Origin of the sequence: Marinomonas profundimaris, from assembly GCF_000508165.1 — a bacterium.
GTDB lineage: Bacteria > Pseudomonadota > Gammaproteobacteria > Pseudomonadales > Marinomonadaceae > Marinomonas > Marinomonas profundimaris.
In genome coordinates this window covers 120,572-145,002 of record NZ_AYOZ01000062.1, presented here as the reverse complement: position 1 = coordinate 145,002, position 24,431 = coordinate 120,572, and the positions used below count along the sequence as shown (strand labels likewise).

At 47.4% G+C, this 24,431-nt stretch carries 20 protein-coding genes; 12 read left to right on the top strand and 8 right to left on the bottom strand.

The annotated features are described in order from the left end of the window. Positions 1-87: 87 nt before the first annotated feature. Positions 88-1,053: an asparaginase gene (locus D104_RS36880; protein ID WP_024025717.1), complete on the top strand. Its 966-nt coding sequence runs from the start codon at positions 88-90 to the stop codon at positions 1,051-1,053. Between the two features lie 51 nt (positions 1,054-1,104). Continuing rightward, complete coding sequence (locus D104_RS36875) at positions 1,105-1,974, top strand: DMT family transporter (RefSeq protein WP_024025716.1); 870 nt, start codon at positions 1,105-1,107, stop codon at positions 1,972-1,974. Positions 1,975-2,007: 33 nt separating this feature from the next. Here D104_RS36875 and D104_RS36870 read toward each other — a convergent pair whose 3' ends face one another. The 6 genes from D104_RS36870 to D104_RS36845 all read right to left on the bottom strand — a co-directional run bounded on the left by D104_RS36870 (position 2,008) and on the right by D104_RS36845 (position 8,044). Then, a complete protein-coding gene (locus D104_RS36870; protein WP_024025715.1) occupies positions 2,008-2,631 on the bottom strand; it encodes a ubiquinone biosynthesis accessory factor UbiJ in 624 nt (207 codons plus the stop codon). A gap of 30 nt (positions 2,632-2,661) precedes the next feature. Next, the gene (locus D104_RS36865) at positions 2,662-3,045 is read right to left on the bottom strand and encodes a gamma-butyrobetaine hydroxylase-like domain-containing protein (RefSeq protein WP_024025714.1); all 384 of its coding nucleotides are present in this window, start codon (positions 3,043-3,045) and stop codon (positions 2,662-2,664) included. Positions 3,046-3,100: 55 nt separating this feature from the next. Next, positions 3,101-4,423 (bottom strand): ATP-dependent protease ATPase subunit HslU, encoded by a 1,323-nt coding sequence (hslU, locus tag D104_RS36860; RefSeq protein WP_024025713.1) that lies wholly within the window; start codon positions 4,421-4,423, stop codon positions 3,101-3,103. 53 nt (positions 4,424-4,476) lie between these two features. Then, entirely contained in the window at positions 4,477-5,028 is a 552-nt protein-coding gene (hslV, locus tag D104_RS36855; RefSeq protein WP_024025712.1) for an ATP-dependent protease subunit HslV, read from the bottom strand. A 107-nt stretch (positions 5,029-5,135) separates the two neighbouring features. Next, the gene (locus D104_RS36850) at positions 5,136-5,747 is read right to left on the bottom strand and encodes an SPOR domain-containing protein (protein ID WP_024025711.1); all 612 of its coding nucleotides are present in this window, start codon (positions 5,745-5,747) and stop codon (positions 5,136-5,138) included. A 65-nt stretch (positions 5,748-5,812) separates the two neighbouring features. Next, a complete protein-coding gene (locus D104_RS36845; protein WP_024025710.1) occupies positions 5,813-8,044 on the bottom strand; it encodes a primosomal protein N' in 2,232 nt (743 codons plus the stop codon). 267 nt (positions 8,045-8,311) lie between these two features. Between D104_RS36845 and rpmE the strand changes: the two genes are divergently transcribed. The 3 genes from rpmE (at position 8,312) to D104_RS36835 (ending at position 10,760) form a co-directional block, all read left to right on the top strand. Next, positions 8,312-8,527, top strand: coding sequence for a 50S ribosomal protein L31 (rpmE, locus tag D104_RS37270; protein WP_084546058.1), 216 nt, complete (start codon positions 8,312-8,314; stop codon positions 8,525-8,527). Between the two features lie 16 nt (positions 8,528-8,543). Further along, complete coding sequence (locus D104_RS36840) at positions 8,544-9,320, top strand: thermonuclease family protein (protein ID WP_235075972.1); 777 nt, start codon at positions 8,544-8,546, stop codon at positions 9,318-9,320. Between the two features lie 171 nt (positions 9,321-9,491). Continuing rightward, on the top strand, positions 9,492-10,760 hold the full coding sequence (locus tag D104_RS36835) for a malic enzyme-like NAD(P)-binding protein (RefSeq protein WP_024025708.1): 1,269 nt from the start codon (positions 9,492-9,494) through the stop codon (positions 10,758-10,760). Positions 10,761-10,836: 76 nt separating this feature from the next. Here the strand turns inward: D104_RS36835 and D104_RS36830 are convergent, their stop codons facing one another. Next, entirely contained in the window at positions 10,837-13,281 is a 2,445-nt protein-coding gene (locus D104_RS36830; protein WP_024025707.1) for a penicillin-binding protein 1A, read from the bottom strand. Between the two features lie 160 nt (positions 13,282-13,441). On the opposite strand from D104_RS36830, the gene D104_RS36825 reads away from it, so the two are divergent. From D104_RS36825 to D104_RS36800, 6 genes are read left to right on the top strand one after another with little or no spacing between them, the layout of a single operon-like run. Further along, on the top strand, positions 13,442-14,413 hold the full coding sequence (locus D104_RS36825; protein WP_024025706.1) for a hypothetical protein: 972 nt from the start codon (positions 13,442-13,444) through the stop codon (positions 14,411-14,413). Next, entirely contained in the window at positions 14,385-15,095 is a 711-nt protein-coding gene (locus D104_RS36820) for a hypothetical protein (RefSeq protein ID WP_024025705.1), read from the top strand. The genes D104_RS36825 and D104_RS36820 overlap by 29 nt, the downstream gene beginning before the upstream one ends. Then, positions 15,088-16,269, top strand: coding sequence for a type II and III secretion system protein (locus D104_RS36815; RefSeq protein ID WP_024025704.1), 1,182 nt, complete (start codon positions 15,088-15,090; stop codon positions 16,267-16,269). Before D104_RS36820 ends, D104_RS36815 begins: the two co-directional genes overlap by 8 nt. Before the next feature lie 42 nt (positions 16,270-16,311). Then, positions 16,312-16,860: a shikimate kinase gene (locus D104_RS36810; RefSeq protein ID WP_024025703.1), complete on the top strand. Its 549-nt coding sequence runs from the start codon at positions 16,312-16,314 to the stop codon at positions 16,858-16,860. Next, complete coding sequence (gene aroB, locus D104_RS36805) at positions 16,860-17,966, top strand: 3-dehydroquinate synthase (RefSeq protein WP_024025702.1); 1,107 nt, start codon at positions 16,860-16,862, stop codon at positions 17,964-17,966. Before D104_RS36810 ends, aroB begins: the two co-directional genes overlap by 1 nt. Positions 17,967-17,999: 33 nt before the next feature. Continuing rightward, positions 18,000-19,544 (top strand): SPOR domain-containing protein, encoded by a 1,545-nt coding sequence (locus D104_RS36800; protein ID WP_024025701.1) that lies wholly within the window; start codon positions 18,000-18,002, stop codon positions 19,542-19,544. Between the two features lie 78 nt (positions 19,545-19,622). Here D104_RS36800 and D104_RS36795 read toward each other — a convergent pair whose 3' ends face one another. Then, positions 19,623-19,826, bottom strand: coding sequence for a hypothetical protein (locus tag D104_RS36795; RefSeq protein ID WP_152531180.1), 204 nt, complete (start codon positions 19,824-19,826; stop codon positions 19,623-19,625). Positions 19,827-19,959: 133 nt separating this feature from the next. Here D104_RS36795 and gltB point away from each other — a divergent pair, with 133 nt between their 5' ends. Further along, positions 19,960-24,411 carry a glutamate synthase large subunit gene (gltB, locus tag D104_RS36790; RefSeq protein ID WP_024025699.1) on the top strand — a complete coding sequence of 1,484 codons (4,452 nt, stop codon included), beginning with the start codon at positions 19,960-19,962 and terminating at the stop codon, positions 24,409-24,411. The last annotated feature ends 20 nt before the right edge of the window (positions 24,412-24,431 follow it).

Below are 24,431 nucleotides of genomic sequence, written 5' to 3'. Positions count from 1 at the left end.
ACATAGAAAGATGCCTTAAACTGAGGGCTATTCTAAGCCGATAGTCGGCTTATTTATCGACTTTTACAAAATAATGATCGGAGAGATATGAAGATATACCTTGCTTACACCGGCGGCACAATAGGCATGGTGCCTTCTGAACAAGGGCTTGTACCCGATGCGGCTTTTGCTGAGCAACTTGCTCAGCAGTTAAACAAAGCAGACGAATTGCCCCACGATTTCGACATTGTCAGCTATCCAACTCTCATCGATTCCTCCAATGCCACGACTCAAGATTGGCAAACCATTGCCCGCGATATCGAAAAAAAATGGCATGACTTTGATGCCTTTATTGTCTTGCACGGTACGGACACCATGGCGTATACCGCGTGCGCATTGACCTACATGTTTGCGAATAGCGATAAGCCGATTATTGTCACTGGATCACAAGTGCCGTTATACAAAACACGCACAGATGCGATGAATAATGTATTGGGTGCCATCTCGGCGTGCGAAGAGGGCGTGAATGGCGTGTTCCTGTTTTTTGCGGGTCGACTAATAGAAGGCGATCGAGCGCATAAAGCGCACACCAGTGATTGGCAAGCCTTCAATTCACCTAACCACCCTGAATATGGAATATTAGGAATCGACTGGCGCTGGCGAGAGTCGGCTCAGCCCAAGCTTCCTATGACGATTCAAATTCCAGACATGGACGAAAGTGCTGTCACTCTGTTGCCCGTGTTTCCAGGTGTCACCGCAACGCATTGGCAAGGCTTATTAAATGACGATGTAAAAGGCGCCGTATTGATGAGTTATGGTGCGGGCAACGCGCCAGACAAAAATACCGCGTTGTTGGCACTTCTAAAGGGCGCCGCAGATCGTGGTGTAGTGATAGTGAATGTCAGTCAATGCGGCGCAGGCCGTATTGCCGCTGGCGCGTATGCAGCCGGTTCAGCACTGGTACAAGCGGGTGTTATATCGGGTGACGATATGACGTATGAAGCGGCCTTTGTGAAATTGCACTTCTTGACAGGTTTAGGATTAACGGCGAAAGAGATTAAAACTATGCTCTGAGTGAGTTAGACCGGCATGTCACTTTCTGTTCTTGTTTAAAAGGGAATTTAAATGGCGTTTTTGTATGTGCTTTTGGTGGTTATTTGGTCAACAGGGTTCATTACCGGAAAACTGATCGTCGGTCTTATTGATCCAAATGTGTACTTAAGTCTGCGTTTCTTTTTTGCTGGCGTGTTGTTTCTCGCCATTGCCGTGTGGAAACGCCGATATTTCCCGAGTTGGAAAGAGCTTCCTAAGCACATCATTGCCGGAATCCTGATGAACGGCCTGTATCTTGGCTTCGCGTATGTCGCCATTGCGAAAGGTTTGCCTGCTGGCATTATGGCGCTGATTGGTGCCTTACAGCCAGCGTTGGTCACCTTACTGGCGTTTCTCATCATCAAAGAAAAAGCCTCTCTAAAAGGCGTCATCGGCATGTTGATTGGCATGTTGGGATTGGGCTTGGTGGTGAGCCCGGCTTTAGCGTTAGACATGAGCCACGGTGGCGTGTCCCTGTTTACCTTTGCTTTAGCGTGCTCGGCTATTTTTGCTCTATCACTTGGTGTGACGTACCAAAAGCTGTCTATTTCTTCGTCTGATATTTTTAGCTCAATGGCGATACAAAACCTAGCGGCCAGCGTGGTGTCTTTTGGGTTTGTACTGATCTTAGGCGAAAGCCTCTTTAAGCTGCAGCTCGAATCCATCCTGTTGATGTTTTGGGGTGTGATTGTGCTGTCGGGCGGTGGTGTTTTTTTGATGGTGTGGTTGTTGCGGAAAGTCAAAGCGTCCCAAGTGTCTACTGTCTTGTTGCTGGCGCCACCTTTGGCGGCAGTAGAAAGTTACTTTCTGTTTAGCGAATCCATGACGATGATTCAAATTATTGGTTTTGTGATTACGATTGTTGGTGTGTATTTGAGTCGACCTAAGGCCAAAGCGGCATGAGTAAACCGCATCGGCGGAAAAGGTTACTGGTGATTAGGTGCGTTTTTTAGCGAGTAAATTCAGTCGAGCTTCGGCTCGATCGAGCGCTGTGCCGAAGCGCTCTATGTTATCGACCAGATGATCGAATTCGATTTTGCTTGGTAGTAGTTGGCTATTGGTTTGCAAGTGTTGAACCAATTGTATTCGGGTGTTGGTGGCGACTTCTTTGCTCCATGTCCATTGTACGCGTAACAAGCGAGCCAATGCGGCGGCAGGTAAATCCCCAATGTGATCCGCAAGCAATCCTTCCCAATCGAATTCAAAGTTTTCCATTACTTTATGCAGTGTCATCAAGGCTTGAGCGTTGCCTTGAATGCGTAAATCACCGTCAAAAAAACCGTCGCCTTCGAGCAGTTTACGATACGCTTTGCTCGGGCCTTGCACCAAAGTGTCAAGTCGCGGGTCGAGTTCTATCTCGTCTAAGCTTTCAGGACGATTCAGCATCACACCTTGTTCAAGCAAATGGATTTGCAAGATGAAGTTGACGTCTTCGACATAGAGAAAAACTTGCTGTCCGGCCAGTTTACTCAGACGATCTTGAGAAGGTTGGTCTTGCTTAAGCGCAAGATTAACCGCACTTTCAATGGCGCTGATGGCGGACAAACTGAGTGAACTCATAAAGACTTTCCCGATGATGGCTTGCAAGAACTAAAGCTGGTGGATTTGGATCACAGAAGTGTCACGTGTCTGACCTTCTTTTTCAAGGCGATCTAGATACATTTGCCAAAGTTCGTCGTGATTTTTGCCAATATTATAAAGGTATTCCCAAGAATAAAGGCCGGTATCGTGACCATCGTCGAAGGAAATCTTGAGCGCGTAATTGCCGGCGCCTTCCACGTTATTGATTGCGACGTCTTTTTTTCCGTATTGGAGAATTGGCATTTGCATGCCATGACCACGCACTTCAGCGGATGGAGAATGCACTCGCAAGTATTCGGCGCTGAGACGGAAGTCTTGACCATCGGCGAACGTCAGCGCCAACTCACGAGATTGCTTGTGGTAGTGAATTTTTGTCGGCGTCGGCGTTGCCATGATGTGGGGTCCTTTTTTTAAGAGCTTGCGCCTTCGAAGGAAGGCGCAGCGTGGCTTATAGAATGTATTGGCTGAGGTCTTCGTTTTTCACGATTTCCCCTAGTTGCTCATCCACATAAGCGGCAGTGATTTCAACCGTTTGGCCATCTGGCATGTCGCTGGCGGAATAAGACACTTCTTCTAAGAGGCGTTCTAAAACCGTATGCAAACGGCGTGCGCCGATGTTTTCTGTGCGTTCATTCACTTGAAAAGCAATTTCAGCAATGCGATGAATACCTTCCTCGGTGAAGTTCAGTGTCATGTTTTCCGTTTTTGCCAACGCCACGTATTGCTTGGTTAATGACGCACTCGGTTCAACCAAAATGCGCTTGAAGTCGTCTACGGTCAGCGCATCCAATTCCACACGAATCGGCAGGCGACCTTGGAGTTCAGGAATCAAGTCAGACGGCTTGGACAAATGAAACGCACCCGATGCGATGAAAAGAATGTGATCGGTTTTGATCATGCCGTATTTGGTGCTGACGGTACAGCCTTCGACCAGTGGTAATAGATCGCGCTGAACACCTTCACGAGACACTTCGCCGCCAGAGCGTTCAGAGCTTTTCGCGACTTTATCGATCTCATCTAAGAAGACGATGCCGTTTTGTTCAACGGCTTCAACGGCGCGGGCTTTCAGTTCTTCTTCATTCACCAGTTTCGCGGCTTCTTCATCACGGACTTGGCGTAAGGCTTCTTTCACTTTCAGTTTACGTTTTTTGGTTTTTTGCGAGCCAAAGCTAGAAAACAGGTTTTGCAGCTGGCTGGTCATTTCTTCCATGCCCGGCGGCGTCATGATTTCGACGCCCACTGGCGAATCGGCCACATCGATGTCGATGTCTTTGTCGTCCAATTGGCCTTCGCGCAGTTTTTTGCGGAAAGTTTGGCGGGTGCTGTTGTCTGCTAGTTCTGGGTCACCACCGCGTGCTGGTGGTAGCAAGACATCGAGAATACGATCTTCTGCGGCGTCTTCGGCTTTGTGGCGCAATTTTGCGGTTTCTTGCTCACGCAGCATCTTGATGGCCATTTCGACCAAGTCACGGATAATCGATTCCACATCGCGGCCAACATAACCCACTTCGGTGAATTTTGTTGCTTCGATCTTGATGAAAGGTGCGTTAGCCAATTTTGCTAAACGGCGAGCAATTTCTGTTTTACCCACGCCCGTTGGCCCGATCATCAGGATGTTTTTAGGGGTGACTTCAGCGCGCATTTCTTCAGGAAGTTGCATGCGACGCCAGCGGTTTCGAAGGGCAATCGCCACCGCACGTTTTGCTTTTTGTTGGCCAATAATATGGTTGTCTAAGGCGTTAACCGTCTCTCTTGGGGTCATGCTGCTCATTATCAATTCTCTTCTGTTCTGGAACGATGTAATGGTCCGGCGATTTGTGTTGTTTACGCCGATTGGTCTTCAAGCTGTGGATCGATGGTGATTTCTTCGATGGTCAGGCTGTGGTTGGTGAACACACAAATGTCTGCCGCGATGTTCAGGCTCTTCTCAACAATCTCTTTGGCGGATAAGTCCGTATTGTCGATCAAAGCACGGGCAGCGGCTTCCGCGTAGTTGCCACCAGAACCAATCGCCAATGCGCCGTGTTGAGGTTCTACCACGTCGCCTGTGCCGGTAATAATTAAGGTGCTTTCTTTGTTGGCCACAATCAGCATGGCTTCTAATTTGCGCAATGCTCGGTCGGATCGCCAATCTTTCGCAAGGTCTACCGCGGCGCGAACCAGGTGACCTTGGTGTTTTTCGAGTTGGCCTTCGAAGCGTTCGAATAGGGTGAACGCATCGGCGGTGCCGCCAGCGAAACCTGCGATGACTTCGCCATGGTATAGACGGCGCACTTTACGCGCGTTGCCTTTCATCACGGTGTTGCCTAAAGAGACTTGTCCATCGCCGCCTACGACGACTTGGTTGCCTTTACGTACAGTCAGAATTGTTGTCATGGTCTACTCCAGTTTCGATTCTAACGAAATGGGGGCAAGCGATAGGATTTCAAGCGAGGAGGACACACAGAAAGCGCTTTCACTTTTGGTGTGTCCTCGAGGTGGGGTTATTGTTCTTTTTTGACTTTGTAAGAATACGGTGAGATTTCCATCGAAACGAGTTTGTCTTCTGCTCGGTTCATTTTGGAACGGGATTCGTATGGTCCGAGTGTGACGCGGTACCAAGGTAAATCGCCTTTGCCAATGGTCTTGCGGACATTGGTTTCGACCAGCCCTGAGATAATCAGTTTTGCTCTCATTCGGTCAGCGTCTTCTGGGTTGCGAAATGACGCCGCTTGCAGCATGTAATAAAAGTCTTGTTCGCCGCGAGGTGTGGATTGATACGCATCTACGTGGCTGGTGTCGACTTCGCTGTCCTGCAATATTTGATAAAACTCAAAGGTGTCTTTCTTGGGCGTGACTTTGGCTTCTTTGGGAGCCACTTTGATTTCTTTAGGTTGTGACTTTGGTACAACGTTGGTTTTTTCGACCGGCTTGGGTTTGGTCTTAGGCGCGACTTGGTTTAATTGCGTTAGCCCGTAAATAAAAGCGATTAGAATAGCGGGCACCAAAAGCCATAACCACCAAGCGGTTTTGCGTTTCTGCGGTGTTGGTGCTCTACGAGTCGCGCCTTTTCTAGGACGACTTCCTTTTGCTGCAATTTGAACAGGATTAAACATAATTTCGCTTTTGGCTTTTTTAAATATTAGACGTCGAGTGCGACGCGCACATTATGGGGGCAAGCTTAGTAAGTTTCCAGTGGATCCACGTCGATTGCAAAACGAATTTTATGTTGCCTTGTGGATTTTTCTAACCAGTTGGTCATCATTTGTGTCGCTTGGTGCAACGGCGCTCGGTGGGCGGATTTGATGGAAATAAGCGCGCGGTGCTGTCCGGCTTTACGAACGATGATGGCGGCGTAAGGCCCAACCAGATAAACGTCTTTTGAAAAGTAGGGTTCAAGGTCATTTCTCATTGCAGACAAAAGCTGCATCGCTTCTTGTTCATTGCCAGATTCCGCACGCACAATGACTTGATGATAAAACGGTGGCAGCGAGAGTGATTTGCGTTCGGCCAATCCGTCAATCGCAAAATGCTCGTAACCTAGGTTACACAAGCATTCGATTGCCGCATGGTCTGGATGATAGGTTTGCAGCAACACATGACCCGGTTTTTTAGCGCGTCCAGCCCGTCCGGCTACTTGTGTGACCAGTTGAGCCGTGCGTTCCATACCTCGAAAATCCGAGGAAAAAAGCCCCGCATCCGCATCCATAATGACAACCAAGGTGACGTTCGGGAAATGGTGACCTTTTGCCAGCATTTGCGTGCCGATCAGAATCGCTTGATCGTGTTCATGGATTTTTTGCGTCAATTTTGCCATGGCCGATTTTTGCTGCGTACTGTCTCTGTCGATCCGTAAAATAGGCACGTTTTTGAATAATGTACTGAGCTGTGTTTCAACCTGCTCGGTGCCTTCGCCTACGGTAAACAGTTCTTCTGACTGGCATTCTGGACAGGTATGCAATAACGCTTTCTGTGTATCGCAGTGATGACAATGCAGTTTGTTGGCGCGTTTGTGAACGGTAAGGTTCACGTCGCAATGATCACAAGCGGCGATCCAGCCGCACTGATGACACATCAAGGTGGGCGCATAGCCGCGACGGTTCAAGAAGATCAGCACTTGTTCTTTGCGCTCTAAACACAGCTTTATACTGGCAAGAGCGTGTTCGCTAAAACCGTGAATTAAGGTTTTGCCTCTCAGGTCGACGCGTTCCATTTCTGGAATGTGTGCGTTGCCTGCGCGTTTACGCAGTTTGAGCCAAGAGAACTTCTTTTGCAGCGCATTGGTTAAGCTCTCGTAAGACGGTGTGGCTGAGGCTAATAAAACAGGAATATTCAGCGATTGCGCGCGTTTAATCGCAAGGTCTCTGGCATGGTAACGAAAGCCTTCGTGCTGCTTGTAAGAGGTGTCGTGCTCTTCATCAATGACGATAAGACCGAGGTTGGGTGCCGGAATAAACGCCGCTGAGCGTGTGCCGATGATGATTTTCGCATGACCACTGGCCGCTAAGAGCCAGGCATCAAGGCGCTCTCGATCACTCATGTTGGAGTGCATCAACACAATGTCAGTATTGAAGCGGACTTCGAAGCGTTTCAGTGTTTGAGGTGTCAGGCCAATTTCTGGCACCATCACGAGGATTTGTTTTCCTTCTGTGATGAGGCGCTCCATCAGTCGTAAAAACACCTCGGTTTTACCGCTGCCGGTCACACCGTCTAATAAAGACACATGAAACTGGTGGCGTGTATCGAGCAGTTCTTCTATCGCGATGGCTTGTTCTGGGTTTAGAGTGGGCGGAATTTGCGTTTGGTGAGAGTGCTTTTCTCCGCCTTTGTTGAATGAGCGAGGTTCCCTACGCAGTAGGCCTTTTTCTTCTAGGCTTTTACCTGCCGCTGGTGCAAGGTCGAGAACAGAGGCTGCATGTTGGCTTAAACCGTGCGGGTGTTGTTGCACGGCTTTCAAAAAATCTTGCTGTCGAGGCGCTCGGCTGAGTTGATCGAGCGGTAAGTGCTGCCCTTCAGGTGTGGTTAGCCACCAGTTTTCTGTACGGAATTCCGCGTTTTCGCCTTTTCTAAGCAATATGGGTAACGCATGGAAAACCACATCGCCAATAGGGTGATGGTAATAACGAGCGGCCCATTCACACAGAGCCATGAGCTCTTCTGTAATAACGGGGCGCTCGTCGTACAAAGATGTGAGTGGTTTGACTTGCGCAGGATCCCAGTCACTGGATTCACTCAAGGCAACAATCACACCGAGGCGGGTGCTTTTTCCGAACGGAACTTTGACTCGCATGCCCGGCTTTAATTCGTGTCGAAGCGCAATGGCTTTGGGGACCTTGTAGTCAAACAGGGTGCGCATTGGCACAGGTAGAGCGACTTTGATAAAAGGGTAAGGAGTAAGAAGCGCCTCGGACATGCGTTAGGTTAGACCTTGTTTAGTAAAGCAAAAATAGAGTATCTCGACGAAGAATTAAGTGTACGTCAGAGTAGTGGTTCGGTGCGAGTGGCAATTTTATAAGAAAAGCACGACAAAAGGGTTGCTGATTGGCGAATAGATCCCTAAAATACGCGATTCTTGGCACCACTGTACAATGTCTGTACAACGAAACGTGCGGTGCTTGGCGCGGCAATAGCCCATCTATATCGACCAAGTGGCGGCACACCAAACTTTAAGGTAAATACGATGAAAAAAGATATCCACCCAACTTACTCTGCGCTTACTGCAACTTGTACTTGTGGTAACACTCTGAACCTTAACTCAACTGCTGGTAAAGACATGCACATCGACGTATGTAGCAACTGTCACCCATTCTACACAGGCCAACAAAAAATGTTGGACACTGGTGGTCGTGTTGATCGCTTTAACAAGCGTTTCGGAGCGCGTCGTACTACTAAGTAATATTGGTAGAACGATTGTGATCGCATTAAAAAAGCGCCCAGTTTTCTTGGCGCTTTTTTTGTTTTTGTCCTTTGCTGTACAAGCGAATACGCAGTGCGAAGCAACGGGCGAACTTGAAAAGGCAACGATCAAGCGTGTGGTCGATGGCGACACCGTTCATCTTACCGATGGCCGGAAAGTTCGGTTGGTGGGCATTGATACACCAGAACTTGATCATAAAAAAGGCCAGCATGAGGCTTATGCTGTTGAAGCGACGCGCTTTTTACGCTCGCGCCTTGATCGCTTTGTGTACATACAAAAAGCCAAAAATGACCGCGATAGATATGGTCGTTATTTGTACTACCTTTTCGATAAAGATCGTATTTCACTGACAAGTCAGTTACTATCCGAAGGACTTGGTTATCGTATTGCTTTCCCTCCAAACCTAGCGTATCAAGCATGTTTTGAGGCCGCTGAGAGCTCAGCTCGCAATGCGCATAAGGGATTATGGCAGCAAACTTTGCAATGGCAGCCAAAAGCTGGATTTGCATTATCTCGTGTCACCATCACTTCAATTACTCAGAACCGAGGAGGTTGGTGGCTAGAAACCAATCAGGATCTAGTGATCAATTTGCCACCAAACGTTATCGATTATTGGCCTGCCCAAAAAGTGTTTTATCTTGAGGGTAAGGAGATAGAAGTACGTGGCTGGCAGCATCAAAGAAAAAATCGTAATTCAGCATTTAAATCTTGGGTTCTATCGGTAAGACACCCTAATGATTTACTTGAAATTGAAGCGCCTACCAATCATTGATTGATAGAATATTCCTATTGTTTTTGTGCTTTAAAGAAATGAATAGATCGACTATTCTGACAGATTAAAAATATAAGGCGCTACTTTCAACGCTTTTTTAGGTTCTGAAACAAGGCGCCATTCGGCTACGATAAAATTAATTAATTACACCAAACAGACGGAAACATCATAATGGCAGAAGATATTAAGCAAGCTGCACTGGACTACCATGAGTATCCAGTTCCAGGAAAACTGAGCGTAACCATCACTAAACCAACCGCAACCGCTCGTGATCTTTCTTTAGCTTACAGCCCAGGTGTGGCTGAGCCTTGTCGCGAAATCGCAAAAGACCCAGAAGCCGCTTACCGTTACACAGGTAAAGGCAACCTTGTTGCGGTTATTTCCGATGGTACGGCGATTCTTGGTCTAGGTAACCTAGGCCCATTGGCAAGTAAGCCAGTTATGGAAGGTAAAGGGTTGTTGTTTAAGCGCTTTGCTGGCATTAACTCTGTTGATGTTGAAGTTGAATCTGAAAGCCCACAAGCTTTCATCGATACCGTTGCGCGCATTGCGAATACGTATGGTGGTATCAACTTAGAAGACATCAAAGCACCAGAGTGTTTTGAGATTGAACGTCAGCTAATTGAGCGTTGTTCTATCCCTGTTTTCCATGATGACCAACATGGTACTGCCATTGTAACGGCGGCAGGTCTATTGAATGCGCTTGAGCTTCAAGGTAAAGACATTGCCGACGCGAAAATCGTTTGCCTAGGCGCAGGTGCAGCAGCAACGGCTTGTATGAAGCTGATCATTGCTTGTGGCGCGCAGCGTGACAACATCTTCGTACTGGACCGTAAGGGTGTTATTCACTCTGGTCGTGACGATTTGAACCAATTTAAAGCGATGTTTGCGATTGATACAGACAAACGCACGTTGGACGATGCCATTGAAGGCGCAGATGTTTTCATCGGCGTATCCGGTCCTGATCTTTTCTCTGCAGATCAATTGGCTAAAATGGCGGCTAACCCAATCGTGTTTGCTTGCTCAAATCCAGACCCAGAAATCAATCCTGAATTGGCTCGTGCGACACGTGATGACTTGATCATGGCAACCGGCCGTTCTGATTACCCGAACCAAGTAAATAACGTACTTGGCTTCCCTTTCATATTCCGTGGTGCTTTAGACGTTCGTGCGACTAAGATCAACGAAGAAATGAAAGTGGCTGCGGTTCATGCATTAAAAGATCTTGCAAAAGAAGAAGCACCTGCAGATGTTGTTGCCGCGTACGGCGGCGGCGCGTTGAGCTTTGGTAAAGAGTACATTTTGCCAAAACCAATGGATGCTCGTTTGCTTAACGTTGTGTCTTCTGCTGTGGCGCAAGCCGCTGTAGATTCTGGTGTTGCTATGCTTCAATACCCAGACTTTTACCCGCTTGAGAATCTTGATCACTTCGGTGCTTAAGTAAAAGCGAGGTACAAAAAAGGCGACTCCTGATTAAGGAGTCGCCTTTTTTATGGTTAAGGCATAAGTAAGAAGCTTAGAAGAGGTTTTCTAGCGCGTTATTTTCTTGTGTTTCTTCTTGAGCCTCATTGCCAGCGTTGGTATTTGATGAGGGCAGGTTGAGATCGCGTTGTGGCGGCACATGTTCCTTTCTAAATATCTCAAAAATACCGTTTGATTGCCCTGGTAGTGCACGTTCGCCCGTTTTAGGGTCGATTCGTACTGTCACCAATGAAGATGGTTTGGCGACAAAAGAAGGCGTTGTGTCTTTGAGTGCATCGCGCATGTAGTCAATCCATGGCGGTAAGGAAACGGAGCCGCCCCATTCACCGCGCCCCAGAGGAGATGAGTTATCAAAACCGCTCCAGACGGAGGTGACTAAATCGCCATTGAAACCCGAGAACCAAGCGTCACGGCCGTCGTTTGTGGTGCCAGTTTTACCAGCAATATCATCACGTTGAAGCACGCGTGCGCGTCGTCCTGTGCCGTATTTTATAACATCACGCATCATGTCATAAATGATGTAGTTTACTTCTGGGTCCAGTACTTGAGGTGCAATCGGTAGGCTTCGAATGCCATCTTGCGTGTTAAATAGCCCCATTTGAGGTTCACCATCGGTGGTTTTTTCAAGCAGGGTACAGGTTCGACAAACTGTGACGGGATTTGCTTGAAACAGTACGTTTTCATTTCTGTCGATGACTCTGTCGATTAAGTAAGGCTGAACTTGGTAACCGCCATTTGAAAAAACCGCGTAACCGGTCGCTATTTGCAAAGGCGATAAGTTCGCGCTGCCCAAAGACAAAGACAAGTTGTGTGGAAGCTCGTTTGGATCAAACCCAAAGCGGCGCAAGAAATCCAGCGTTGGCCGAACCCCCAATTCATCCAGTAAACGAACAGAGACAATGTTTTGCGAACGATACAGTGCTTGGCGTAGACGTGTTGGCCCGTAAAACTTGCCGCCATCATTGGTTGGACGCCATGCTGTTGCGAGGTTGGTATCGTTAAATACCACGGGCGCATCATTGATAATGCTCGCCGCAGTGTAGCCTCTGTCTAATGCACTGGCATAAATAAAGGGTTTGAAATTCGATCCCGGTTGACGCTTAGACTGGGTAATTCGGTTGAATTTATTTTCATAAAAATTAAAACCACCGACCAGTGCTTGGATTGCACCATCTTTGCTGTCTAGTGAAATCAACGCGGTTTGCACTTCCGGCTTTTGCGCTAATAACCATTGTGATTGAGCGTCTGGGCGTAAACGAACGATATCACCCGGAACCAACACGTCAGCGACCGCGGATGGAGACGGACCTTGAGCGTCTTCGCTAATGTAGGGTTTTGCCCATTTTATTGCATCCCATGACAATGTTGCTCGCTTTCCGTTCGCTAAGCGGACATCGGCTGAGGTGTCTTCTGTCGATATGATTAATGCGGTTTGCCAGTTCTTGAATGGCTCAATGTCTTGTAAGGCCTTTTCCTGTTCTTCTAGTGGTGCATCAATTAGGTCGATGCGCGTTTCAATGGAACCTCGGTACCCATGGCGCATGTCATAATTTAATACGCCATTGAACACCGCTTCATTGGCGGACTTTTGTTTTTCTGCGTCTATGGTGGTGTAGACGGTCATACCAGTACTGTAAAGGTCTTCACCAAAGGTGCTATAGAGCTCTGATCGAACCATTTCAGCGATGTAACCAGCTTCTATGTCAGGCATGATGCCATGATTTTTTGCGGTAATAGGTGCTTCGACTGCGGTTTGATAGGCGTCTTTGTCAATCATGCCGAGGGACAGCATCCGTTGTAAAATCCAGTTCCGACGGATAAGGGCTCGCGATGGGTTTACAACAGGGTTAAAACGCGAAGGCGCTTTTGGCAAACCAGCGATCATTGCCAGTTGGGCAAGGTCGAGTTCACTGAGGCTTTTTCCATAATACACTTGGGCCGCGGCTTCAAATCCATAAGCGCGGTTTCCTAAGTAGATTTTATTGACGTAAAGTTCAAGGATTTCATGTTTACTGAGTTCTCGTTCCATCTTGAGGGAGATGAAGATTTCAGTAAATTTTCGTGTGTAGGTTTGTTCGAAGGACAAGAAGTAATTTCGGGCCACCTGCATGGTGATCGTACTACCACCACCTTGCTTTTGGCCTGTGGTGATCAGTTGTACGACAGCGCGCCCTAAACCGAGAATATCAACACCTGGGTGATGATAAAAATTGGTGTCTTCTGCGGCTAAAATGGCGTGTTCTAAATTTTGGGGTATTTCAGCATAATTAATGGGCGTGCGGCGTTGATCACCAAATTCACCAATAAGCTGGTGGTCAGCGGTGTAAATTCGTAATGGAATCCGCAGTTCAATGTCTTTTAATTCTGCGACAGTAGGAATGCGGTCTTTCACGTTGTAATAAATGGCGTAGGTGATGCCAGCTGCACAGAGCGTACCGAAGAGACCGAGAAAAAAGAGTATCTTGAATGTCTTAGCCATATTAGCCTAATTAATGCTGGATGAAAAAAAGGCATTATACCTAAGATGATCAAGGAATAGGCGGTTAACTTTGCATCAAATCGTGTTATCTTGTTAAAAATTTGGCATGGACGTCAAATCGAAAATCTTATGTTGCTGCTTACTATTTCAAGGATGAAAGATGAAGCTTATGCCCTCCTATTCTGTGGCTATCTACTCGGCCCAAACATGCACCTTTTTCGATTCACCTGAGTCTGTAAACGTATCCTGTGGCGAGTTCGTGAACGAAGGATCGACACCAGATATTGATCAATTGGAATCCATTCAAGCAACCTTGTCTCTGGACAATGAATCCATTGCATCGCGATTGATTGTTTTAGTGCCGGACAGTTGGTTATCCGTCTCTCAGCATCAAGTTGACCACCTTATTCCTTCGTCTTTATTGCCATTAGCGGCGTTGAGCTATGCAGTGGAAACGACGTATTCTCCGCCAGAGTTGGTGATGTTTAGCTATCAACAAGAAACTTTGCCTGCCAAGCACACTCAATTGACGGTATTTGCGTGTTCAAATCAATGGGCTGAGCGGTTGTGCTTACCGTTTAAGCGCTTAACCAAGTCATGTGTCATCATGACAAAGCAGCAATGGGCTGATATGCCGCCAAAGGTTCAATCTTGGTCTTTTTGCTCGCAGCGCGCCTTGTCTGTTTATCAGCCTGACAAAGAAAAATGCAAAAGTGCGCGTCGCCTCTGGGGTTATTTGTTGATACTGAGTGTGATAATCAACAGTATGGCTTTTGCTTATCTTTTCGTGTCACAGCAGCGCACCGAACAGGCGCTGTTAGAGCGTAAGTCACTCCTCGAAACACAATCAACATGGTCTTCAGAGCAAGAAACGAGTGAATTTTCTGAGTCCGTTTTAGGGCTGGTTCAAACCTTACCTGTGTCCGCTCGCTTGGCGCAGTTTGATGGTCGTATTGCTACGGCGACTTTTAAGGTGACACTGCCAAAACAGGACCTTGATCGATTACTAGCGCGTTGGCATCAGCAGCACCAGCATTGGCGATGGAAAGTAGAAGAGCATTCTCTTTATTTGCCTGCATCCGTGAATCAAGAGGAGGTGGTGGATGCCTCTATTTCCGTCTTTGAGTATTAAGATGTCTGCTCTTTATGCGATTAATGGCTCGGTTGTCCTGTTGGTCGCGTTGTTTCAATTGGCCGCTTGGTATCCTTTTATTTCTCAAACTCAGAGCGAGCAAAATCGCCATTTAAGACTGAGAGATCGAACTTTGTATGAATGGGGAAAAACGGAGCGACAGGCAAAAAATCTCCAAACGGTCCATTTTAAAGATGCGCCTTGGGCGCAGCATGCTGTCGAGTCTTCGTTCAATAGTGTGCCAACGACTTGGTCTTTGGAAGGTGTCGCGTCAATCGCTCAATGGCAGACGTTGCTTGAAAGAGTCGAAGCGCAATGCGCATTAGGTTTGCAGGCGGTTGATTGGCAGCGTCAGCAAAGTGGTCATTGGAAAGGGCGTTTGCTGTTTGATATCAAAATACCAAAAGCGAATCGTGACTACCATAATTGGCTGCCCACAAAACTACGCGCGACACAATTCATTAAGAAAGATTGGCAATTACTTTCTACTATGCGCTCGGCTGAGCACGCTTCGGCATTGGTGACCTATAAACATCATCGGCGTTGGGTTCAGGCAGGCAGCTGGTTACCGAGATCTGGTGTTACGGTCAGTGCGGTGTCGTTCAATAGCGTCACTTTAATGGCGAAAGATGGTTCCTTGCAGACATTGGTCGTACGGGACATGGGGGATGAGAATGATTAACTGTGTGTGTCGATGGGTCTGTTTTTTGTCCTTGTCTGTGTCGCATTGTGTTAGTGCGATGGATGTGTATTTTGAATCTCGTTCGTTGCAAGAGGTGTTGCCATGGCTCGCTTCTCAAATGAACGAAAGTGTCGTTATTAGTCCAGACATAAACGACGTATTAACCTTGTCGATAAAAGACGCCAGCTGGAAAGAGGTGATGGAAGCCGTCGCGCAACAGCCTAATCTTCGGCTTGAATGGCAAGGACGGGTGGCAGTTTTACTGTCAGCAAAGACATCGCCATTGGATAAAGCGGAAAAGGCCGTCTCAGAATGTCGACGGTTTTATTGGGTGTTAAAGCACGCTAAGGCAAAAATAGTAGGTGTTCACTTACAAACACTGTATCCGACGTTATCTTTGATCGTTGATAACCGCACTAACTCCATTGTGGCGTATTCTTGCAATGCGCCTGAGGGAATTCAAGAAACATTGGCTTGGCTAGACACACCGCTCAGGCAGATTGAAATCAGCGCTCAAATTGCTCAAGTAAGTCGTACGGCGCAATCACAATTTGGTGTTAACTGGCAAACAAAGCTGTCCGATGGTGTTCGCTCATCGATTGGTGGTGCCATTGATTTAGGCGCATTAACTTCAACGACGAGTTTGGACTTTTCCAGTGTGAGTGGATCGAATTTGTTGAACTTTACATTGGAGATGATGGAAACCGAAGGCATGGCAAATCTGGTGTCTAAACCCAAAATTGTCACGTCGGAAGGTCAACCTGCCCGTATTGAGTCGGGTACGGAGGTGCCTTATCAAACGGTGAGTGATGACAAAGTCAGCATAGAGTTTCGTCAAGCTGCGCTTATGTTAGAAGTCACCCCTTTTATGAAAGATGGCGAGCACATTTTGCTCTCTCTTAATATTCATCAGGATTCTGTCGGAGACTTGGTCAATGGCGTCCCCAGTCTTAAAACCAATCGCTTAAAGACTCAGGTGGTTGTCAAAAATCAAGAAACACTTGTTTTAGGAGGTATTTTTCGCGAGGAACACTTTGAATCTGAGAGTCGTGTTCCATTCTTTAGTGACATTCCGTGGTTGGGCGAGTTGTTTAAAAGACGGTCAGAACAGCAAGAAAAGGTTGAATTACTTGTATTTATTACGCCAAAGCTGCTACAAATGTCAGGTAACTAGGCCGCAGTCTAAATCTGCTTAATCCCGACGTAATTGAATACAATGATAAAAGCCCCCAATATTATTTTAGTAGGCCCAATGGGCGCAGGAAAAACGACAATAGGCCGTTTGATTTCTCAATCGATGGGCAAAGAGTTCTATGATCTAGATAAAGTCATAGAAGACAATGCTGGTGCAGATATTCCTTGGATCTTTGAACGAGAAGGTGAAGAGGGGTTTCGGAGACGAGAAACTCAAGCGCTGGCGTCCATCGCAGAATCAGATGCCGGTGACTGTGTGCTCGCCACCGGCGGCGGAATCGTGATGCGAGAAGAAAATAGAGACATTCTTCGCGAAAATGCATTAGTCGTTTATTTGTATGCATCGGTTGCTCAGCAACTGTACCGCACATCCAAAAGTACTCACCGACCTCTTTTGCAAACGGGTGATCCGAAAGCCATCTTGAAAAAATTATTTGAAGTACGTGACCCTCTTTATCGAGAAGTAGCGACTTTAGTTATTGAAACCGATGCCCGTCATCCTAGATCTGTCGCCAACAAGGTGTTAGATGCGATCCGACGCCATCTTAAAATGGAGATTACCGTATCCTAATGCGCACGTTAACCGTTGACCTTGGCGACCGCAGTTACCCTATTTTTATTGGCAGAGGCGTTCGTCAGCAGAAAGCGCTGTTCGACGATGCCATTCATGGCAAGCAAGTCATGATCGTAACCAATGAAACCATCGCGCCTCTGTATCTCGAGGAAATGGTTTCCATGTTATCTGTCGATTACAAGGTGGATACGTGTATTTTGCCTGATGGTGAAGTGTTCAAAACGCTGGACACATACGGCATGATTATGACGTCGTTGTTGGAAGCAAAACACAATCGTACAACCACGGTGATTGCTCTGGGTGGCGGCGTCGTCGGTGACATGGCGGGGTTTGCAGCCGCAACCTATCAGCGCGGTGTGCCTTTTATTCAGGTGCCGACGACCTTATTGTCACAAGTGGATTCTTCCGTTGGTGGTAAAACGGGTGTTAACCACCCACTGGGAAAAAACATGATTGGGGCGTTTTATCAGCCGCAAGCTGTGATTATTGATACCGACACCTTGTCCAGTTTGCCACAGCGTGAATTGTCGGCAGGCATGGCGGAAGTGATTAAATACGGTTTAATTTGCGATGTGCCGTTTTTTGACTGGCTAGAGCAAGAAATGCCGCATTTGATGGCGTTGGACAATGACAAAATAAGCGATGCGATTTACCGCTCTTGTTTGGCAAAAGCCAATGTTGTTGCACAAGACGAAAGAGAAGGCGGCATTCGCGCTATTTTGAATTTAGGCCATACTTTCGGTCATGCGATTGAAACGGAAATGGGTTACGGGAATTGGTTACATGGTGAAGCCGTGGCCGCGGGTAGTGTCTTGGCCATTGATCTTTCTTGGCGTATGGGCAATGTAACAGAGCAAGATGTTAGTCGTTCTGTGGCGCTTTTTAAGGCGGCTAATTTACCTGTCTTGCCACCTGAAAACATGACGCTTGAAAGCTTCATTGACCGCATGGCATTGGACAAAAAAGTATTAGATGGCAGTTTGCGTTTGGTGTTACTGAGTGCGCTTGGTGATGCCATGGTGACGTCGGACTTTCCGATGGAAGATTTTAATGCATGCCTTTTGGATGCGCTTGAGGCGAGTAAACAAGCGAATCTTACTTAATTCTGTTGGATCTTTATTGTTGAAGGACGAAGTATGTCAAAGCCAGACTTTCAGTATGACCTAGAGGATGCGCTCAATCAGCCCTCAAAAGCGACGCTGAGGGATCCTTTTGGCTCGAAAGACGCTTCTGTCTATTTCGCCTCTGAAGAAGGCAATCAGCAGCTTGCTCTGCTGGAACACCTAAGCCGTTATAGCAGTCTGCTTTCTGTGGTCCAAGGACCACAAGGCAGCGGTAAAAGTCGTTTCTTGATGGAGTTCGCCCGACATCAAGACGATACTACGGTGGTTAGTCACGTCAAAGGTGTCATGCTGATGACCGCGGGGCAACTACTGCAAGCGATCTATGCCGGTTACGCCAGTCATTTTACGCAACCCCCAAATGAAACCACGTTCGGTCCTTTGCTTAAATTTTCTCATGATCTGGATGAGAAAGGCCAAGCGGCGTTGATACTGATTGATAATGCTCAAGAGCTAAACACCGATGCTGTGAGCATGTTGTTAGACATGATGTCTCTGGCAACCGACAACCAAACCGTTCCTCATGTTGTGTTGTTTAGTGAATATTCCTTATCCCGTAACTTAGACACGTACCAGCGCTCCCGTTATGAGCAATTAAGTCATTCCTTTACCTTAGCGCCTTATTCACCAGAACAAACACGAGCGTATTTGTTGCATCGCGTTCGTGCGGTGGGGGGCGGGATCAACTTGCCATTTAATGACAAACAAGTCGCGCAAATCCATCAAGAATCTGGTGGTTATCCTGGGCGAATCAATCAAATTGCTCAGGCGATGATGGGCAATGGAAACAAACCACCGAAATCTGGCTTTCGCTTTAATCTAGCGATGGGCTTCCCTTTAGCGCACATGGCGTTACTGTCAGTCGTGATGCTCGGTATTTTGGTGGCGGTGTTATTCTCTGATAAACCCGCACAGGTAAACACGTCCGCGGACAGAACCAGTAATGTCATTCCTTTGAGTCCTCGACAAGGGCAATCTTCTGCGGAAACCATTGCTCGTATTGACGCGATGCAGCGTAAAATCGGTCAGGAGGGCGAAATCGTATTGCCGCCGATTCCAGTCGGAACCTCTTTGCCTGCGATTAGTATGTCGAATACGCCAACGGCAGAGCAACCCTCAGCACCTTCTATGGTGACGCCAGCAATATCAACGGCCCCGATTCGATCAGAAGCCCCATTGGCGCAAGCGGCGCCTATTATCAGCACGCCAGTGACGCAGCCCAAAAGTGAAAAGGCCAACCTCAATACTTCAAAAGACCCATTTGATAAAACGGAGTGGTGGTTGTCGCAGAATCCAAATCGCTACACGCTGCAATTACTGGGCACTCATAACCAATCGACGGTACAAGATTTTATCCGCGATCAAGGTGGTGTCGACGCATTTGGTTACTTCAAATCAAAGCATAACGGCAAGGATTGGTTTGTGGTTGTTTACGGAACGTACCGAAACCGCAGTGAAGCCATTGCGGCGTCAGAGTCACTTCCTAAAGACATTCGTGATCTTAACCCTTGGGCGCGAAGTGCCCGCGGTATTCAGGACGATATTAAGAAAACGCAGTAGTGCGCTGTTTTTAATGGTCTCGTAGTGAATAAAACGCCATAAATGCCTCGTTTTGTGAGGCTTTTGTATAGGTAATCTCTAAATTAAGTAAAATTCACTGTAATTCTCTGAAAAACATGAATGAACAGTGGAATTTTCTGTTTGGAAAAACTCCAGCCATAGATAATTCTCTAAGTCCCCATTATTTGCCTCTAAAACCCCTATAAAAACCGCCAAAATAACATAAACCCGCTCGGTGGCAATTTGAGTAGAACCCGTTGGCAGGGTAGTATGATCGTCCATTTTGTGGCCTTTTGGGTAGATGATAGTCATTCTCGAAGCGAGTTTATTGACGCTTTCGCTTTTTAGCCCAGTCACCAAATAGTCTAATTTACCTCTAATTATAATTTTACGTTTCAACTGTGGGAGTTGGTGTATGAATGCAGGCCTTTATCGTCCTGGCGAGTTCAAAGACAACTGTGGCTTTGGCTTAATTGCTCATATGGAAGGCAACACAAGTCATGAATTGCTTAAAACAGCGATTCAATCTTTGACATGTATGACACACCGCGGTGGTATTGCCGCCGATGGAAAAACGGGTGACGGTTGCGGTCTTTTGATCCAAAAACCGGATGCTTTTTTACGTACCGAAGCGATTAACTTGTTTAGTCACACCTTGTCTGACCTTTACGGCATCGGCATGGTGTTTTTGGATCAAGATGAAGTGCTGGCAAAAGAGCAGCGCGACGTCTTAACTAAGCAGTTAGAAGACCAAGAGCTGAATGTTGTCGGCTGGCGTGAAGTCCCGACGGATTCGACGTGTCTTGGTCGTATTGCAGAAGAATGCCTGCCACGCATTGAACAAGTCTTTATCGACAGCAATCGGATGGACGCGCGTACTTTTTCTACGCGTCTGTTTGTGGCTCGTCGTCAAACAGAAATGGCTTTGGCACATTACGAAAATTTCTACGTCTGTTCTTTGTCTGACAAGGTGTTGTCTTACAAAGGATTGATGATGCCAGTAGATTTGCCGTCTTTTTACAAAGATTTGGGTAATGAAAAACTGCAGACGGCCATTTGTGTGTTTCACCAACGTTTCTCAACTAACACGCTACCGAGATGGCCGCTTGCTCAGCCATTCCGTATGTTGGCGCATAACGGTGAGATCAACACGATAGAAGGCAACCGTAACTGGGCTTTGGCGCGAGCGAACAAACTGCGTTCACCGTTGATTCCAGAGCTTCAAGACCTTCAACCTTTGGTTAACTTAACGGGCTCCGATTCGTCCTCAATGGACAACATGTTGGAAGTGTTAGTAACGGGCGGAATGGATATTTTCCGTGCCGCACGTTTGATCATTCCACCAGCGTGGCAGAACGTCGAAAACATGGATCCAGAGTTACGTGCATTTTACGAATACAACTCGATGCACATGGAACCATGGGATGGCCCAGCAGGCTTGGTAATGACAGACGGTCGTCATGCGATTTGTATGTTGGACCGTAACGGATTGCGTCCTTCTCGTTGGGTTGTGACGAAAAACGGCTTCATTACGTTGGCGTCTGAAATCGGAACTTATGACTACAAGCCAGAAGATGTTGTGGCAAAAGGTCGTGTTGGTCCTGGTCAAATGCTGGTTATCGATACACAAACTGGCAAGATGCTTCACACTCAAGACATTGATAATCGTCTTAAGTCTCTACATCCATACAAAAAATGGTTGAAACAAGAAGCGATTCGCGTTGAATCTTTATTAGAAGAATCCACTCAAGAGTTCGTGCCGTTCACCAAAGATGAAATGTTGGTGTATCAGAAGATGTTCCAAGTGTCTTTTGAAGAGCGTGAACAAATCTTCCGCCCATTAGCCGAAAGTGGCCATGAAGCGGTGGGTTCAATGGGTGATGACACGCCAATGGCGGTAATGTCTAGCCAAACGCGTCCATTGACGGATTACTTTCGTCAGAAGTTTGCGCAAGTGACCAACCCGCCGATCGATCCATTGCGTGAATCAATCGTTATGTCGTTGGAAACCTGCATTGGTGTTGAGCGTAACTTATTTGAAGAAACGCCAAAGCACGCGAACCGAATCATCATGTCTTCGCCTGTGTTGTCGCCACGTAAATACAGCCGATTATTGGCCATGAATGATCACCGTTTCCGTTTGGTGCGTTTGGATACCAATTACAATCCTGACGAAGTAACGCTTGAACAGGCGGTGTTGAACCTCCAAATTAAAGCGGAAGAAGAAGTGAAAAATGGCGCGGTGATTCTCGTATTGAGCGACCGTGACATTGACAAAACACACTTGCCTATTCCTGCGCCAATGGCCGTGGGTGCAGTGCATCACCATTTAACCAAAGTCGGCTTACGTTGCGACTCGAACATCATTGCAGACACTGGCTTTGCTCGTGATCCTCATCAGTTTGCTGTGTTGTTAGGCTTCGGTGCGACAGCGGTATATCCGTACCTGTCTTTTCGTCTGATTAACGACATGATCGACAAAGGCGAAGTGTTGGGCGATCCGATCGCTTGTCACGGAAAATACCGTAAAGGCATCAACAAAGGCTTAATGAAGATACTGTCAAAAATGGGTATCTCCACCATGGCATCTTACCGTGGTGCGCAATTGTTTGAAGCGATTGGTTTGGACACAGCGGTTGTGGATCTATGTTTCCAAGGCGTCGCCAGTCGAATCAAAGGCGCGAAGTTTGAAGACTTCCAGCGCGACCAAACAACAATCGCCAGCAACGCGTGGAAATTGCGTAAACCGATCCAACAGGGCGGTTACCTAAAATACGTACACGATGCGGAATACCATGCCTTTAACCCAGATGTGGTGCGAAACTTACAAGCCGCGGTAGGCAGTGGCAAGTTTGAAGATTTCACGAAATACGCAGAGTTAGTGAATACTCGCCCAGCGTCTATGTTACGTGATTTGTTTACCTTGTCAGATAAAGCCAAAGCGATTGCCATCGATGACGTGGAATCGGTTGAAAGCATATTGCCGCGCTTTGACTCGGCGGGTATGTCGCTAGGGGCGTTGTCTCCAGAAGCGCATGAAGCCTTGGCGCAAGCGATGAACGAATTAGGTTGTCGTTCTAACTCTGGTGAAGGTGGCGAAGACCCAGCGCGCCATGGCACAGAACGTCGCTCTAAGATCAAGCAAATTGCGTCTGGTCGTTTTGGTGTCACGCCAGAATACCTTGTCAACGCAGAAGTACTACAAATCAAAGTCGCACAAGGCGCGAAACCGGGTGAAGGTGGTCAGCTTCCCGGCGGTAAAGTAAACGGTCTTATTGCGCGTTTGCGTTATGCCGTTCCGGGCGTAACCTTGATTTCACCGCCGCCGCATCACGATATTTACTCGATTGAAGATTTGGCACAGTTGATTTTCGATTTGAAACAAGTGAACCCAGAAGCCTTGGTTTCTGTGAAGTTGGTTTCTGAACCGGGTGTGGGCACGATCGCCGCGGGTGTGGCGAAAGCCTACGCGGATTTGATCACCATTTCTGGTTACGATGGCGGTACAGCTGCGTCACCGCTTACGTCCATTCGTCATGCGGGTTCACCGTGGGAATTAGGGTTGGCGGAAGCACAGCAAGCGCTTCGTTCTAATGACCTTCGTGGCAAGATTCGTCTACAAACAGACGGTGGTCTAAAAACCGGTCTGGATGTCGTGAAAGCGGCGATCCTAGGCGCAGAAAGCTTCGGTTTTGGTACAACGCCAATGATTGCCATGGGGTGTAAGTTTTTGCGAATTTGTCATCTAAACAACTGTGCAACGGGTGTCGCGACTCAGGACCAAGGTCTGCGTGATGATCACTTCATCGGCACGGTTGAGATGATCAAGAATTTCTTCTTATTCATGGCTCAAGACACGCGTCTTTGGTTGGCGAAGTTGGGTGTTGCGAACTTACGTGACTTAATTGGTCGTACTGATTTGTTGGCGTTGCTTCCTGGTGAAACGGACAAACAGCGTAACTTGGATTTGTCGCCGATCTTGAACAATGACTTGATCCCAGCGGACAAGCCACAATATTGCGATTTACCGTTTAACCCGCCACATGACAAAGGCCTATTGGCGTTGAAAATGTGGGACACAGTAAAAGACGTCATTGAAGAAAAAGAAGGCGGTGAATTCGCTTTTGCAGTGACGAACTGTGATCGTTCTATCGGTGCTCGCTTGTCTGGTGAAATCGCCAAACGCTACGGTAACCAAGGCATGTCTGATGTGCCATTGACGTTGAAACTGACCGGTACAGCGGGTCAGAGTTTCGGTGTATGGAACGCGGGCGGCTTAAACATGTACTTGGAAGGCGACGCAAACGACTACGTGGGCAAAGGTATGACTGGCGGTAAGCTAGTGATTCGCCCACCACGCGGTTCATCGTTCCAGTCTCAAGTGTCGGCCATTATTGGTAACACCTGTTTGTATGGTGCAACGGGCGGTAAATTGTTTGCCGCAGGTACCGCAGGCGAACGATTCGCCGTGCGTAACTCTGGCACACATACGGTTATTGAAGGCGCCGGCGATCACTGTTGTGAATACATGACAGGCGGCATGGTAACGGTACTGGGTAACACCGGGTATAACTTTGGCGCTGGTATGACCGGTGGCTTTGCTTATGTGCTCGATTTAGATCGTACCTTCGTGGACAAATACAACCACGAATTGGTGGAAATTCACCGTATTGGTACGGAATTGACAGAAGAATATCGTTCGCACCTTCGTTCAGTGATCGAAGAATACGTCCGTGAAACTGACAGCGAATGGGGCCATGAGATCTTAGAAAACTTCTATGACTACATTGGCAAGTTCTGGCTAGTAAAACCAAAAGCGGCAAGCTTAGGCGCGCTTTTGGCGAGTACTCGTCAACGTCCGGAATAAAACACGCTGTTATGGCGCTT